The 14,200-nt window shown below is 59.6% G+C and carries 14 protein-coding genes and 1 pseudogene; 6 read left to right on the plus strand and 9 right to left on the minus strand.

Going from position 1 to position 14,200, the window contains the following annotated elements; all coding sequences use genetic code 11:
* Positions 1-2 precede the first annotated feature (2 nt).
* A complete protein-coding gene (gene hisD, locus HMPREF2888_RS11965; RefSeq protein WP_061923365.1) occupies positions 3-1,328 on the minus strand; it encodes a histidinol dehydrogenase in 1,326 nt (441 codons plus the stop codon).
* A gap of 146 nt (positions 1,329-1,474) precedes the next feature.
* Between hisD and HMPREF2888_RS11970 the strand changes: the two genes are divergently transcribed.
* Positions 1,475-2,410, plus strand: a complete 936-nt coding sequence (locus HMPREF2888_RS11970; protein WP_061923368.1) for a YbjN domain-containing protein — start codon at positions 1,475-1,477, stop codon at positions 2,408-2,410.
* 19 nt (positions 2,411-2,429) lie between these two features.
* Here the strand turns inward: HMPREF2888_RS11970 and HMPREF2888_RS11975 are convergent, their stop codons facing one another.
* From HMPREF2888_RS11975 to HMPREF2888_RS11990, 4 genes are all read right to left on the minus strand, one after another.
* Positions 2,430-2,672, minus strand: coding sequence for a hypothetical protein (locus HMPREF2888_RS11975; protein WP_061923371.1), 243 nt, complete (start codon positions 2,670-2,672; stop codon positions 2,430-2,432).
* Positions 2,673-2,711: 39 nt separating this feature from the next.
* Positions 2,712-4,253: a molybdopterin-dependent oxidoreductase gene (locus HMPREF2888_RS11980; protein WP_061923374.1), complete on the minus strand. Its 1,542-nt coding sequence runs from the start codon at positions 4,251-4,253 to the stop codon at positions 2,712-2,714.
* Between the two features lie 228 nt (positions 4,254-4,481).
* On the minus strand, positions 4,482-4,970 hold the full coding sequence (locus tag HMPREF2888_RS11985) for a hypothetical protein (protein ID WP_235591056.1): 489 nt from the start codon (positions 4,968-4,970) through the stop codon (positions 4,482-4,484).
* 115 nt (positions 4,971-5,085) lie between these two features.
* On the minus strand, positions 5,086-5,844 hold the full coding sequence (locus HMPREF2888_RS11990; RefSeq protein ID WP_061923380.1) for a hypothetical protein: 759 nt from the start codon (positions 5,842-5,844) through the stop codon (positions 5,086-5,088).
* Positions 5,845-6,152: 308 nt separating this feature from the next.
* Here HMPREF2888_RS11990 and HMPREF2888_RS11995 point away from each other — a divergent pair, with 308 nt between their 5' ends.
* The 5 genes from HMPREF2888_RS11995 (at position 6,153) to HMPREF2888_RS12015 (ending at position 12,146) form a co-directional block, all read left to right on the plus strand.
* Positions 6,153-6,731 (plus strand): TetR family transcriptional regulator, encoded by a 579-nt coding sequence (locus HMPREF2888_RS11995; RefSeq protein WP_061923383.1) that lies wholly within the window; start codon positions 6,153-6,155, stop codon positions 6,729-6,731.
* Between the two features lie 14 nt (positions 6,732-6,745).
* A complete protein-coding gene (gene glgX / locus HMPREF2888_RS12000) occupies positions 6,746-8,917 on the plus strand; it encodes a glycogen debranching protein GlgX (RefSeq protein WP_061923386.1) in 2,172 nt (723 codons plus the stop codon).
* Between the two features lie 36 nt (positions 8,918-8,953).
* Positions 8,954-10,315 (plus strand): 3'-5' exonuclease, encoded by a 1,362-nt coding sequence (locus tag HMPREF2888_RS12005; RefSeq protein WP_061923389.1) that lies wholly within the window; start codon positions 8,954-8,956, stop codon positions 10,313-10,315.
* 93 nt (positions 10,316-10,408) lie between these two features.
* Positions 10,409-11,074, plus strand: coding sequence for a hypothetical protein (locus HMPREF2888_RS12010; protein ID WP_061923393.1), 666 nt, complete (start codon positions 10,409-10,411; stop codon positions 11,072-11,074).
* A gap of 46 nt (positions 11,075-11,120) precedes the next feature.
* Positions 11,121-12,146 (plus strand): GTP pyrophosphokinase, encoded by a 1,026-nt coding sequence (locus tag HMPREF2888_RS12015; protein WP_061923395.1) that lies wholly within the window; start codon positions 11,121-11,123, stop codon positions 12,144-12,146.
* Here HMPREF2888_RS12015 and HMPREF2888_RS12020 read toward each other — a convergent pair.
* The 4 genes and pseudogenes from HMPREF2888_RS12020 to HMPREF2888_RS12035 all read right to left on the minus strand — a co-directional run.
* On the minus strand, positions 12,143-12,529 hold the full coding sequence (locus HMPREF2888_RS12020; RefSeq protein ID WP_061923398.1) for an RNA-binding S4 domain-containing protein: 387 nt from the start codon (positions 12,527-12,529) through the stop codon (positions 12,143-12,145). The two genes, HMPREF2888_RS12015 and HMPREF2888_RS12020, sit on opposite strands and share 4 nt — an antisense overlap.
* Before the next feature lie 14 nt (positions 12,530-12,543).
* Positions 12,544-12,780, minus strand: a complete 237-nt coding sequence (locus tag HMPREF2888_RS12025; RefSeq protein ID WP_061923691.1) for a hypothetical protein — start codon at positions 12,778-12,780, stop codon at positions 12,544-12,546.
* A gap of 38 nt (positions 12,781-12,818) precedes the next feature.
* The gene (locus tag HMPREF2888_RS12030) at positions 12,819-13,460 is read right to left on the minus strand and encodes a YigZ family protein (protein WP_061923401.1); all 642 of its coding nucleotides are present in this window, start codon (positions 13,458-13,460) and stop codon (positions 12,819-12,821) included.
* Between the two features lie 15 nt (positions 13,461-13,475).
* Positions 13,476-14,174: pseudogene (locus HMPREF2888_RS12035) on the minus strand (pyridoxal-phosphate dependent enzyme); the annotation flags it as partial.
* Positions 14,175-14,200: the final 26 nt, after the last annotated feature.

Consider the following 14,200-nt stretch of genomic DNA (forward strand, 5'->3'; position numbering starts at 1 on the left):
GGCTATATTCCTTGAAAACGGGCGGCGATGGATTCGCCATGGGCTGGCAACTGTTCGGCGGCGGCGAAGGCGATGACGTTGTCAGAGATCTCTGCCAGCGCCGCTCGGTCATACTCGATGAGGTTTACTGGGCGCAGGAAAGTATGAGTGGATAACCCGGCGCTAAAGCGGGCAGTTCCAGAAGTTGGCAGCACGTGGTTGGAGCCTGCGGAATAATCCCCCAGCGGCACCGGTGCGTACTCCCCGACGAAAATCGCGCCAGCATGCTTAATGCGTTCGGCCACAGCGCGGGCATCATTGGTGTGGATTTCCAGGTGCTCTGCGGCATAGGCATTGGCAACCGCGATTCCGGCCTCTAGGTCATCGACCAGAATGATTCCCGATTGTTGGCCTTCCAGCGCCTCGCGCACCCGCTCGGCGTTGCGGGTGACAAGGTAGCGCGTGGAAACCTCGGCGTCGACAAGCGCGGCAAGCTCCGGCGAGTCAGTGATGAGCACGCTCGCCGCCAGCGGATCGTGTTCTGCCTGGGAGATTAGATCGTAGGCAATATAGACCGGGTTTGCCGTGGAATCCGCGAGGATGGCAATCTCTGTGGGCCCTGCCTCCGCATCGGTGCCCACCACGCCGCGTACCAGGCGCTTGGCTGCGGTGACGAAGATATTGCCAGGGCCAGTAATAATATCTACCGGCTCGAGGGAGGCCTCGCCCGTCACCGGTTCCTCATCGCCGTAGGCTAGCAAGGCTACGGCCTGTCCCCCGCCGACGGCCCATACCTCGTCGACGCCCAGCATGTGGCAGGTTGCCAGCACTGTCGGATGCGGCATGCCAGCGAACTGCTCCTGCGGCGGCGAGGCCACCACCAGGCTGGAAGCGCCCGCCTCCTGCGCGGGAACGGCATTCATGATGACCGAGGAAGGATAAACCGCCTTGCCACCTGGAACATAAAGGCCCACGCGCTCTATCGGCTGGAAGACCTCCGTCACCGTGGCTCCCGGGCCAAGCGTCGTAGTGTGCGCGGCCGGCTTCTGCTCCGCGTGCACCTTGCGCACGCGCTTGATGGATTCCTCGATAGCGGCACGGACCCGAGGCTCCAGCCCGGCGGCGGCTGCAGTGAGCGCGGCTTGGGAAACGCGCACGGCGGCCGGGCGTACACGATCGAAATGCTCGCCATAGTCCAATGCCGCAGCCGCGCCCTTTTCCCGCACCGCATGCACCATCGGTGCTACCTTGTCCAGATAAGCCGCAACGTCAGCGCCGCCGCGTGGCATGACTCGGCGCAGGCGGGCGGGGCTTAAAGTCTTTCCGCGCAGATCGATGGTGTGCAACATAGTCCGAGCCCTTTCTATAGCTAGACCAATATACTAACGCCGATTCCCCAGCGGTAGGGCGAGTTTTGGTAATAGAATTGGGCCACAGCTTCTCTCCCCTTATTGCACTATCGCTTAAGCAAATTATGGAAGGCAGGGCCCAGCGCATGGATGAATTCGATTCAGATGCCAGCTGCGAGTCCGCCACGAGCACGAGGCTCCTGGCTCGCATGTGCGAGATCGCTTCCCGCTTGGGTATTCATTCCATTAAAGCCACTGATGAGCTAGTGATTTTTCCACATTCCACAGCGGGTGAAACCCGCGTGAGCCTCGACGCTGCGGGCGAGCCGGTGTTGCATTTTTATACCACCCACCAAGGCCACTTGGGCTTCGAAGATATAGCAGCGCTCGGCGAATTCGCCAACGACTGGAACCACGACTGCATCTCGCCGCGCGTGGTGGTGGATTATGCCGACCCCACTGCGGTCACGCTGTGGGGGCATACATTCTTGGTGGTTCAGGACGAGCCGCAGGATTCCCAGTTGGAGGCAGCGCTGGTGCCGGCTTTGCGCAATGCGAGGTTGTTTTTGAACGCGCTTGCCGACGCCTTCCCTTCCCTCCGCAGCCAGCCATCCCCAGCGGAGGATTCGCCGGCGTCGGAAAGCGCAACAGCGGAGGTGCTGCCCGTGGACATCGCACGGGTGGAGGATATCCTGCGCAGGCTAGGCATCAATCGCTTCCAGACGGACGCCGAGCAATCCGTTTATGCCTGGATAAACGATGTTTTATTTGCATTCGTGCTCGATGTGGGCCCGAGCCTAATCATCAAGGGCCACTGGGACCCGAACTTAAAGGGTGAGGATTTCACCCGCATATTTTTAACGTGCAACGACTGGAACCGCACGCATCATTCGGCGGCGGCGTTTTGTCACTCGAACGTCGACGGCCTGCAGGTGCGCTTGGATTACGCGGTCATGGCAGGCGGCGGGCTTACCGACGCCCAGCTATTGACCAGCCTGGGCCGCGGCATGAAGCACATCCTGCACGGCATCGACGATATTGCCCGAGAGGCGGTTGGCGCCTCACCGGTCCAGTGGCCTTAACAGGCCTTAAAGGCTCAAACTACTGGACGATTTCGTAGTTGCCAGCCTTAGCCAGGGCCTCGTTCATCGCCGGGACGGAGGGGATCACATCGTCCTTGTGCTTGACCACAAGGCGGGCATACTCATGGTCCGTAATTTCGAAGGTGGCCTGGCCCAGGCCACCGGAAGCGAAGATGTCATAGAGTGCCTGCAGCGCTTTGCGGACATCGTTGTCATTCTTTACGCCGCTGACGTGGTAGTGAGTGGAAACAATAATCGACATGAGTCAAATTGTACGACTTTTGCCGTTAGATTCCCGAACTTAGATACGGCCGTTGAACGCCTGCAGCGCAGAATCCTCGCGGGTACCGCCGCGGCCGTCGCCGTAGCCTGCGTAATCAGCGATCCAGCTAACCTTGGAAACCCACTTCACGGCCTTGTAGCCGTGGTTGGATTCCACGCGGCAGCGCGCCGGGGCACCGAGATGGATGTCGACTTCATGGCCGTTGCGGGACAGGGCGATGACAGACTGTGCATCCAGGGCGTCGTCAATGCTAAAGCAGGCATAGAAGGGCTCGCGCGGGCGGTTGTCGTACATCTTCTGCGCTAGGCCATAGGACTCGACCATGACGTAGTTGGCGCCTTCTGGGCGTGGTCCCAACAGGCTTAGCACGTCCTCGATGGAAGGCCCAGCCCAGCGGGAGGTCGCCGACCAACCCTGCATGCAAGTATGCGTTGCCACGTAGGACTGCTGCGGCAACTCACGTAGCTGCTCGATGGTGACGACCTTCTCTACGCCATTAATGTCATCAGCCAGCGTGATTTCGTAGCCCTTCCAGTCATTCTCGCGGAACTTGGTCCACTCCGGCGACTCATCGGGCGTCGGCGGCAGGCCGTTAGTCCAGTGAAACTTGGAAATGTCCTTATCGGTATAAGCCTGCTGGGTAGAAGGCGAAACCTTCAACCAGTTCAGGAAGAGCTTGCGGCCGAGCTCGGTAAACTTCACCACGATGCGCTGGGCACGGGCGCGATCCGCCAGGGACCAGTAGGACAAGAAGATCCAGAACAAAATGACCACCACGATGGTAAAGACCACGGTGGTAAAGGCCTGCGCGTAGCGCTCCACGCTCACGTCGCCGAAGACCATGTGGACCATGTTGTGCTCGCGGTGAACGAAGAACACGAGGAAGACGTGCACAACAATAAACGCGCTCATCAGCACCATTCCAATGAAGTGCAGGGAGCGAGCACCTTGGTGGCCACCCCAGAACTTCACGTAGCGAGGGAACTTCACTCGCACGGCCGGGGCCATGGCTACGCCGGTGAGCATCATAAACGGCGCCAGGATGAAAATGACGAAGGAGTACGCGAGCTGCTGGAGGGCGTCGTATGGCGTGAAGTGCTCCAGCGAGGGTGCCTGCAGGCTCAAGTAGACCTTGGCCGATTCCCAGGCCTCAGGGACTATATCCCAGGAGGTCGGAATCAGCCGGCGCCACAGGCCGGTGGCAAAGAGCAGGGTAACGTAGACAAAGCCATTGAGCACCCACAGCATCACCGCGGCGCCGTGCCAGTGGCGGCCCAATCCGATGTTCTCGCGGCCGGGCAGGGAAAGCATCGGCGAGACCGAAAGCTCATCCATAAGGGAGGTGTAAACGCCCTCCTCTTTGGGCAGCTCACGCTTTGTAAATTTGATCCACTCGGTGCCAGGCGCGCAATCACTGCGCCACCACAGACGCGGCAAGGAAGAGAGCATTTCGATGCCGGAGCGCAGCAGCATACCGATGAGTACGAAGTTGATGAGGTGCGAGGCCCGCAACCAGATAGGAAAGTCTGGGTTTTCACCCAGAGCCAATACATAGTCCATGGGAAAATTCCTCGGTGGTGAGAGATACAACTTTTCACTAGTGTGACTTATTTTTCATTGTGTCGCACCCACCCCGAAATACCAATGGTTTTTCCGTGCTTATTTAGCTTTTGGACAAAATCGACCCGCATAGCTGGAACAATGCTGGTTTACTCCACAGCATGATTCCCGCCACACGTCCAGCAAATTACACATAATGTATACCCCCGAGCCCCGCATCCTCGGCCTCTAATCTACGCCCGGCACATCCACGAAGGCCGCCGACCAATAAGCAAACATCGCCATAAACGGCGAAACCACCCACGCGATCCCCGGGGCAAACTTTGGCACAAACTGGACCACCTGCCCCGGATCCGCCGGCGCGGAATGCGCCGTTACCCCGCCAACCACATAGAAAGCCGCCGCACCTGCCAGGCAGGCCACCCCACACCACAGCAATTGCCCGACGCCGCGGAACGCCGCGCCGCGCATATAAGAAAACAGCCCGAAGCAAAGCCCCAAGAAACCCACCAGGACAGCGAATACAATGAAGGAAGAAAATTGCACGTCAGCAACATTTTCGATGGCATAGCCGCCGTCTTCTACTTCACGGCCGGTAAGAGTCGGGCGCCACATCCCCCACACCGCCCCCACTACCGAATAGACAACAAGGACTAGGGCAAGCAGCCCCGCACCGAACCCGATGGAGCGAGGAATACGAAACTTGGACTTGGACACCATTTCTTTATAAGGCCTGACTCGAAAGAACTAAAACGAAAAGGAGGAAGTGCCAAAGCACTCCCTCCTTATAAATTACAGCGCCTTGTTTGACGCTATTTTCTCCGCGGAGAGTTTAGACCTCGCCACAGAAGGTCCAGTTGCCGTTCTCGCGGCGGAAACGCATGGTGGAGCTATCCAGACCTTCGTTGGTGTTGACGTTGACGGTTGCGGAAGCATCGTCACCGTTGACAACAACGTCGTTGATGGACTCAACGCCAATTGCGTTCCAGTCGAAGCCATCCAGCTGGGAGGTGTCCTGGCCGGAAGCTGCGAGCATGTTCTTCAGCTCGTTCATCGGAACATCCGGGATCTGGTTGTAGTCCATGTTGGCAACCTCAGAGCCCTGCGCGTTCAGCACTGCGGAGCAGGTGTGATCCGGCATGTACTTGAAGAACTGGCGCATGGTCTTGGTCTCGTAGAGGCCACGGACCAGCTGATTGATGCCGTCGACATCTCCCTGCTCTGCCGGAGCGCCCTCAACCGGAGCGACCGGCGCGGCGTTCTCAAGCGGGTTGGCGCCACCCTCGAATGGGTTAGCCAGGGTCTCCTCCGCAGCGGCTGCGTTGGAGTCCTTGTCTGCGCCTCCCTTCTTCTCTGCGTCCTTGCCGTCCTTCTTATCCTTGTTTGCGTCCTTGTCCTCGGACTTCTTTTCCTTGCTCGGAGCAGCAGACTTGTCCGCATCCTTGGAAGCCTGCGTGGTCTTCGTGGCGGTGGTCTTGTCGCCACCCTGAGCGTTGTTGGCTTCTTCGTCGTTACCGCAGGCAACGAGGGTCATCGGCAGAACCATGGCTACAGCAACGAGGGACTTCTTCGCAGGGGTTAGAAAAGACAAGGGTTAGGCTCCTGAAATATTTACGATGGCTGGCGTCAAGGCTAAATGTAGGTCGCTGTAAATCGGTTCCGAATGGTCGCCGATTCAGCGCGAGCGAAACAGCCTGAGCCAGTTTTCTTTCCGCCTCATCCTAACAAGTCGAAGGTGCGGAATACATGTCGGATCCCTCAAAGAAGCCTGTGAACTTAGGCCTTTTCTTACACATTTACTGGCAAATGTTAAGCCAGTCACCACTATTCGGCGCACAGGCCTTATACACCTGCCGTGCCGCACGGATGCACCGACAGCCGGACGGGTAAGATAACAGCGTGCAATTAGACCGAGACCGTATTCTTTCGACTGCCCTCGAGCTCTTAAATTCCTACGGGCTCGCGGACGTTACGATGCGCAGAGTCTCCACCGCACTCGGCGTAGCGCCCGGCGCGCTGTACTGGCACGTCGCCAACAAGCAAGCGCTCATCGCCGCCATGGCCGAGAAAATCCTGGCGCCTGTTTCCGGCACGAGCCCGCTAAACGTCGCAAAGAGCCTGCACTCTGCCCTACTCAGCTGGCGCGATGGCGCAGAGGTTGCCAGCGCGGGCCTCGCCTACCCTGATTCCGGGACTTGGGAAGTACTCACCGAAAAGATCGCCGCCTCATTTAAGTCAGTCGAAGGCCACTGCGCCTTGGAAGCCGAGGTTCAGGCGGCGTCGCTAGCCATCGCGCACCTAGTCTTGGGCGCTACCCAGATGGAACAATCGCGCCAGCAGTTGGCAGAGTCAGCTAAGGCCACAGCCTCTGCAGACGCCGCGGATAAATCCCCCGTAGACCACCGCCCAGATATCCACCGCGGCGTCGAGATCATCGTAAACGGCCTGCGCAACCCGCTCGCGGGCACGGAAAATTAATTATGCTCTAGGGCATGACTGAAACCGCTGTCTGCCCTACCCAAGCCTGGCCAGGAAAACCCGCGCCACTAGGATCCACGTTCGATGGCTCCGGTACAAACTTCGCCATCTTTTCTGAAATCGCCGAAAAAATCGAGCTCTGCCTCATCGACCGCGAAGGAAAAGAAGAGCGCGTCGAGCTGAATGAAATAACAGCCCACGTCTGGCATGCCTACCTGCCCAACGTTGGCCCGGGCCAGCGCTATGGCTATCGCATCTATGGCCCCTATGACCCCGCCAATGGCCTGCGCTGCGATCCCTCAAAGCTGCTGGTAGATCCGTATGCTAGGGCCTTCGACGGCGATTTCGATGGCGACGCCTCCCTCTACTCCTATGACATCCACGCCGAAGAGGAAGGCACCGGCCGCAACACTGAAGATTCCCTCGGCCACACCATGCTTTCGGTGGTCATCAACCCCTTCTTCGATTGGGCCGGCGACCGCCGCCCCCGCACCCCTGATAATGAGACGGTCATCTACGAAGCCCACGTCAAGGGCATGACTATGCGCCATCCCGACGTGCCTGAGGAGCTGCGAGGCACGTACGCGGGCATGGCGCATCCAGCGATCATCAACTATTTCAAGGAGCTCGGCGTCACCGCCGTCGAGCTGATGCCGGTGCACCAGTTCCTGCAGGATGATCGCCTACGCAACCTCGGCCTCCGCAACTACTGGGGCTACAACACCTTCGGCTTCTTCGCTCCTCACCTGGACTATGCCTATGCCAAAAAGCCCGGCGAGGCCGTCGCGGAGTTCAAGGCCATGGTGCGTGCCTTCCATGAGGAAGGCATCGAGGTCATCCTCGACGTGGTCTATAACCACACCGCGGAGGGCAACCATCTAGGCCCCACCATCGCCTTCCGCGGCATCGATAACCACGCCTACTATCGCCTGGTTGATGAGGACAAGAGCCTCTACATGGACTACACTGGCACCGGTAATTCCCTTAACGTTCGGCATCCGCACTCGCTGCAGCTGATTATGGATTCGCTGCGCTACTGGGTCACGGAGATGCATGTGGACGGCTTCCGCTTCGACCTGGCGGCGACGCTGGCGCGGGAGCTTGACGACGTCGACAAGCTCGCCACCTTCTTCGACCTCGTGCAACAAGACCCCGTGGTCAGCCAAGTAAAGCTCATCGCGGAGCCCTGGGACGTGGGCCATGATGGCTACCAAGTGGGAAACTTTCCACCGATTTGGAGCGAGTGGAACGGCAAGTACCGCGACACCGTGCGCGATTTCTGGCGCGGCGAGCCCGCCACCTTGGGAGAGTTTGCCTCGCGGCTTACCGGCTCTTCCGATCTTTATGGCAACAATGGCCGCCGCCCTACCGCTTCCATCAACTTCATCACCGCCCACGATGGATTTACGCTGCGGGACCTCGTCACCTACAACGACAAGCACAATGAGGAAAACGGCGAGGACTCCCGCGACGGCGAGTCCTTCAACCGTTCCTGGAACCACGGCGTGGAAGGGCCTACCGAGGACGAAGAGATAAAGAAGTTGCGCCGCCGGCAGGTGCGCAACTTCCTGACCACCTTGTTGCTTTCCCAGGGCACGCCGATGCTTTGCCACGGCGACGAGTTCGGGCGCACGCAGGGCGGCAATAACAACGTCTATTGCCAGGACAACGAGATTTCCTGGATGGATTGGTCGCTGCTGGAAGAAGAAAAGTCCGAGGCGATGCTGGGCTTTACCAAGCGTGTGCTCGCCATCCGCCGCGCGCATCCGGTCTTCCGCAGGCAGCGTTTCTTGGCCGGTGGCCCGCTGGGCTCCGACGTGCAGGACCGCGACATCGCCTGGCTGGTGCCCTCTGGCAAGCTGATGACGCAGGACGACTGGGATCATGACTTTGGCCGCGCGTTGATGGTTTACCTCAACGGAAACGCAATCACCGAGACCACTGCCCGCGGCGAGCGCATCACCGATGATTCCTTCATCATGATCTTCAACGCCCACCACGGCGAGATTGAGTTCACCCTGCCTACCAAGGACTTGGGCGCGCGCTGGCGGCTTATGGTCGATACGGCGGATTCCGGCGGCTACCCCGCGGAGGAAACCTACATTGATGCAGAGGGTACGATCACTGTTCAACCGCGCTCGACGCTGATTCTGCGCCAGGAAGAGCCGCCAGTCTTCGACGCTTAAGAAATTTTCCTCCGATTTTCCCCGGAAAGGTAGTTCGTGTCTTTTCACGCCCACGCCACCCGCATCGATGTCACGAATAAGGAGCTTATTTTCCAAGCTTCTTTGCTTTCTGCTTGCCTGGGCAAGGCTAAACAGGAGCAGGTTGCGCTAAGCGACGTCACCGATGTCACCGTCTGCGCCCCCACCGCGGCGGGCTTTGGATACGTGGAATTAGGCGGCGTCGGCAAGCGCATTGCCTTTGCCCCCAATCAGGACGCGGCGGCTTTCGCGCGTGCGGTCGAGGCTGCGCTGCGCGGTGAGGCGCCGGCGGAGGCGGCCTCGGTCAGCGGGCTGAACTTCACCGCCGTTGATGTGGAAACCGCCAACGATGATTGGGGTTCGGTGTGCCAGATTGGTGCGGTGCGTTTCCGCGATGGGCAGGAAACCGAATCCCGCACTTGGCTGTGTACTCCCCCGCCGGGCCTTGAGAAGTTCGCCGATATCAACATCTCGATCCACGGCATTAAGCCTGCCGACGTCGAGGGTGCCCAGCCTTTTGCAGAGGCCGCGGCGGAACTTTTTGAGTTCATGGACGGCGATGTTTTAGTCGCGCATAACGCACAGTTCGATTCCACCGCTTTGCGTCAGGGCCTGCTGAAGGCTGGCGGTTCGATTCCGGAGATCACTTTGGCATGTTCGCTAGCACTGGCTCGCGATGCCTCTTCTGCCGGCGTTATCGATGTGGTCAACCACAAGCTGCCCACGGTGGCGGCATTCTGTGGTGCCGATGACTTCCAACACCACGAGGCAACTGCCGACGCCCGCGCAGCCGGCGTCATCGTCGCGGACCTTGCGCGGCGCTTTGGGCACGTGGGCTCGGTGGATGAGCTCTTCCGTTCCCGCGAATTTAGCCTCGGCAAGTTGGATAAAGAGGCAATTCTGCCGGTACTGCGCGCGCATACCGCGCCTACCTCTGCGGCCGACCTTGGCGCTGGCACGGACTTCCGCGACAAGACCCGTAAGTCGGGTACTAAGACCGACGCAAAGGCCGGCGGAAAGGAAAAGAAGTCCGGCCGCGGACCCGCTCCGTGGCAGTCGGTAGCCACACCGGATACCATTCCGGACCCGAACCTCGATGCGGATCCGGAAGGCGCGCTCTTTGGCCAAAACGTAACTCTGACCGGTGACTTTGAGCCTTTCGATAAAGGTCTGCTCTGGAAGGGCATCGCTGAGCGCGGCGGCAAGATTGGCAAGAACGTCACCAAAAAGACCACCATTCTGGTCCTCGGCGAGTGGGCGACGAAGACCTCGAAGGAAAAGCGCGCCGAAGAGCTCATCGAAAAAGGCCAGGACATCGCATTGTGGCCGGCGTCGAAGCTGCTGGAAGAACTCCAGCTCAACGAGCAGCCGCCTTTTTAAAACTCTCCTACTCCGTTGGGAACCGATGGCGGGAAATGGCAGTCCAATTAGTGCAGAAAGTGAAATATTCGTCCTGCGGGGAGGACACACGCCATGACCACTGCCATTGCGCCGGAAAAGTTTGAGTCGCTAGATTTCGAGGCCATCGCCCTAGCGGGGTTGCTGCCGGCCCTAGCGCGCCGGAAGGACTTTTCGGGCGCTACCTTGACGGACCAGGGCTTTGGCGATACTCCCGCTGGAGTGCAGCTCTCCCGCCAGCTTTCGGTGCTATTCCTTCAGCGCGACGAGTTCGCAGACACCTCCGCACACGCTCCGCGGGCTTTTGTTTCGCATCGCACTATCAGCGGTTTCGGCTTGAGCACCCGCCAAGCGTGGGACTTGGCGGCAGCGAACCTGCAAAGGCGCGCTCTTACTGCCCAAGGACTGCGCTTTCGCACCCGTTGCGCGGCGGAGATTCTGCCGGGCTGCGAGGAAGGCATTCAAATCCAGGCCCGCGGCGCCGAGGCTAGTGCGTGGTTGGCGCATCCGCAGACTTTCAGCATCATGGACTCGCACCTGCGCCGCTTAACCCATGCAACAGCTCGGCAGACGTTGTACTACCTGGTTCCGGATCCCGCCACGGTGGTGGCCTTGCATGACTCGCCGCTAAAGCGCGTCCGGCACTGGTCACGGCGCTTAAACGAGCAAAGGCGCCTGCGCGGTGCGGTTCTTGCGCCCGAACCACTATTATGGGCTAACGGATTTCCTCTAGAAGCTTAGGGGAATAAACGCATGCTTAAGCAAAAAGTCAGGAGGTCGGTGCGGGGTGAAGGAATCCGCCATCTCTCGGTTGAGCAACCAGTATCACGAGTGGGTTCGCCGGCATCCACGAGCAGAAGCAGACTTCAACGAGGCCATCGAGGACCTGCTTAACGACGCCGGCGTTATCTTCGACCGCGCCTCCGCCCGCGTCAAGCGCTGGCCATCGCTAAAAGCCAAGGCCAAAAAGCGCCACGCAAACGGCGAGCTTTATTACCCCAGACCCTGGGAAGACATCCACGACGTTCTCGGCGTGCGCATTACGGTCTTCCACTCCACCGCTATCCCCCAGGCGCTCGAGGTCTTGGGCGATTCCTTTGCGGTGGTGCGCTCGGTGGATAAGGCCGCAGAGACCCGCATTTCCGGCGGTTTTGGCTACGGCTCCCACCATTTAGTGCTGCGCGTGACCAACGCGATTGAAGAGCTCGCAGAGTACGAAGGCTGGACCTTTGAGGTACAAATACGCACCGCGCTGCAGCATGCGTGGGCAGAGTTCGAGCACGATATCCGCTATAAGCAAGGCACTGCGGCTCCTTCCGCGCAGGTTGACCGCCTCTTTACCTTGGCCGCCGGGCTTATCGAGCTGGCGGACCAGCAATTCGATCAGATTGCTGCGCTGAAAGATCCTTCCACGGATACCAGCGAAGACGTAGAGCTTTCCGCCGAGACCCTGCCCGGTGTCTTGGCTGTGTTGATGGGCGGGCGCTTCCCGCGCTCGCGTTCGGAGCACTACCGCTTCCTAGCAGAGATTTTGGAGCTCAACGGTGTGACCACAATGAGCCAATTGAAGTCGCTGCTGAATGCAGGTGACATCGCCTTCGTACACGACGCCATCAACTACCGCTTCCGCCCCGGCCAGGTGCGCCTCATCGACGACCTGCTGCTTAATAAATTTGGCAAGCAGCACGTGGAGGCCACTGCCCTTGCAGGAGACCGCAAAGACCGCAAGCGCCGCCTCAATGGCCGCTACAAAGCGCTGCAGAATTACCGCGCGCACTCCTCAAAGACGGAGAAAAAAGAGGCCAATAACTAGCGGAAGCCGCCGCGGAACTTTTCCATCTGGCGGCGTTCCTTCTTGGTAGGCCTGCCCGCGCCGCGCTCGCGGACTGGAACCGAAGGCATGAACTCCTTCGGCGGTGGCGGCGGCGCATGGTCGATGTAACACGCACGAGCCACCGGCGCTCCGACGCGCTTTGCCACGGTGGCTAGGACTTCCAAGTCATGCTCGTGGTGATTGCGCCAGATACGTACGCGATCTCCCGGAACCACCTGCTGGGCAGGCTTTACCGCATTGCCGTTGAGCTTTACGTGCCCCGCCTTCACCGCCTCAGCAGCCTCCGAGCGCGTCTTTGCCATGCGCACAGACCACACCCAGGCGTCGATACGGACGGGTTTTGAGTCAGGTTGGATCGGCATCTAAGCCTTCGGGTCTAGTAATTGTGGTTTTCGTTGACGATCTTTTGCACCTTGCGCCAGTTATAGGCACCGCCAACCACGGCGACGATAAGGCCCAAGGTCATAAAGACCCAGAAACCAGACAAGGCCCACCCAAGCAGCACGCCACCAGCAACGCCGCCGACCACGCTAACTACTCCGTTCCGGGAGTACTTACGAACCTGCTGCTTCTTCAGCTCGATCGGATTGTTGGGGCGTCGTTGCATAGTCATGGCGGCCATTCTAGCGCAGCGCCGACTTTCCCTCGCCCCTAGGCGCCAAGCTCCACCCAGGCGGTGCCGGCTTCGCTAGATTCCACCTCGCCCTGGGAAAGTGCGGCGAGCGTGGCATCCAAGTCTTCCCTGCCGCCGGGCTCGATAGCCAGAGTAAAGGTCACCGCCGCACCATATGCGGTATCAGTAATCTCATAACCACGATTGCGCAGCTCCGCTTCCACGCGGCCGGCCTGGGCATGGCTGAATTCGGCGGTATATAGCTCCCGCAGCGCCCGCGTGCTGCGCTCGACCAATTCGAGCGCCTCGCTGACCGAACCGCCATAAGCATGAACGAGCCCGCCCGCGCCCAACTTCACGCCACCGAAGTAGCGCACGACTACGGCACAGATATCCAGCATTCCCGAGCCTTTCAGCACGTCAAGCATGGGTTTTCCGGCTGTGCCGGAAGGCTCGCCGTCGTCTGAGGAACGCTCCACTGGGTTGGCTTCGTCAACGTGGTAGATATACGCCGAGCAATGGTGGCGGGCATCAGGGAAGCGTTCGCGCGCGGCGTCGATAAACGCACGCGCCTCACTCTCACAGGTCACTCGATCCACGAGCGTGATAAAGCGCGAGTGCTTAATCTCGATCTCATTTTCAATCTCGCCCGGAACGGGCCGTTCATAGCTGGTCAACACTGCGTGTCAGTCTACCTATGCCACCAGAAAGTCATATTCGGCAGTGCCTGGATGCAGCTGTTGGACGTGAATCTTGGAACTTTCCATGCGCTCAAGCAGTCCGTTCAGGTCCTCTGCACGCCCCAGCTCAAGTCCCACCAAGGCAGCCCCAGTCTCACGATTGTTTCGCTTCAAGTACTCAAACAGCGTGATGTCATCATCCGGGCCCAAAATATCCTGCAGGAAATGTCGCAGCTGGCCTGGTTCCTGCGGGAAATTAACCAAGAAGTAGTGCTTCAAGCCGCGATGCACCAGCGAGCGCTCCATGATTTCGGCATAGCGCAAGACGTCATTGTTACCGCCGGATATCACGCACACCACCACGCTGCCTGGCGCTAACTCCAGCTCGCGCAGACCTGCCACCGAAAGCGCGCCGGCGGGCTCGGCAATGATGCCCTCGTTCTGATACAACCCCAGCAGCTCGGTGCACACAGCGCCTTCAGAAACGCTGTCCCAGCGCACGCGCTGCCTATTTGCCTGCAGGATCTGAAAAGGCAACACCCCTACTCGTTTAACTGCAGCGCCGTCGACGAAGGGATCAACGCTTTCCAAGGTCACCGGCTCGCCTGCCGCGAATGCCGCGCTAAGCGACGCCGCGCCCTGCGGCTCAATTCCCACCACCTGGGTGCGCGGGGACATGTCTGCAAGATAAGAGGTAATTCCGGAGATCAGCCCATTACGTTGTTAGCAGTTCCACCCCA

The sequence above is a fragment of the Corynebacterium sp. HMSC077D03 genome (assembly GCF_001808545.1).
Classification (GTDB): domain Bacteria; phylum Actinomycetota; class Actinomycetes; order Mycobacteriales; family Mycobacteriaceae; genus Corynebacterium; species Corynebacterium simulans.

Coding starts and splice junctions, on each gene's coding strand:
- hisD (WP_061923365.1), bottom strand. CDS start 1,328: ATGTTGCACACCATCGATCTGCGCGGAAAGACTTTAAGCCCCGCCCGC.
- HMPREF2888_RS11975 (WP_061923371.1), bottom strand. CDS start 2,672: ATGTCGATTATTGTTTCCACTCACTACCACGTCAGCGGCGTAAAGAAT.
- HMPREF2888_RS11980 (WP_061923374.1), bottom strand. CDS start 4,253: ATGGACTATGTATTGGCTCTGGGTGAAAACCCAGACTTTCCTATCTGG.
- HMPREF2888_RS12010 (WP_061923393.1), top strand. CDS start 10,409: ATGACCACTGCCATTGCGCCGGAAAAGTTTGAGTCGCTAGATTTCGAG.
- HMPREF2888_RS11970 (WP_061923368.1), top strand. CDS start 1,475: ATGGATGAATTCGATTCAGATGCCAGCTGCGAGTCCGCCACGAGCACG.
- HMPREF2888_RS12020 (WP_061923398.1), bottom strand. CDS start 12,529: ATGCCGATCCAACCTGACTCAAAACCCGTCCGTATCGACGCCTGGGTG.
- glgX (WP_061923386.1), top strand. CDS start 6,746: ATGACTGAAACCGCTGTCTGCCCTACCCAAGCCTGGCCAGGAAAACCC.
- HMPREF2888_RS12025 (WP_061923691.1), bottom strand. CDS start 12,780: ATGACTATGCAACGACGCCCCAACAATCCGATCGAGCTGAAGAAGCAG.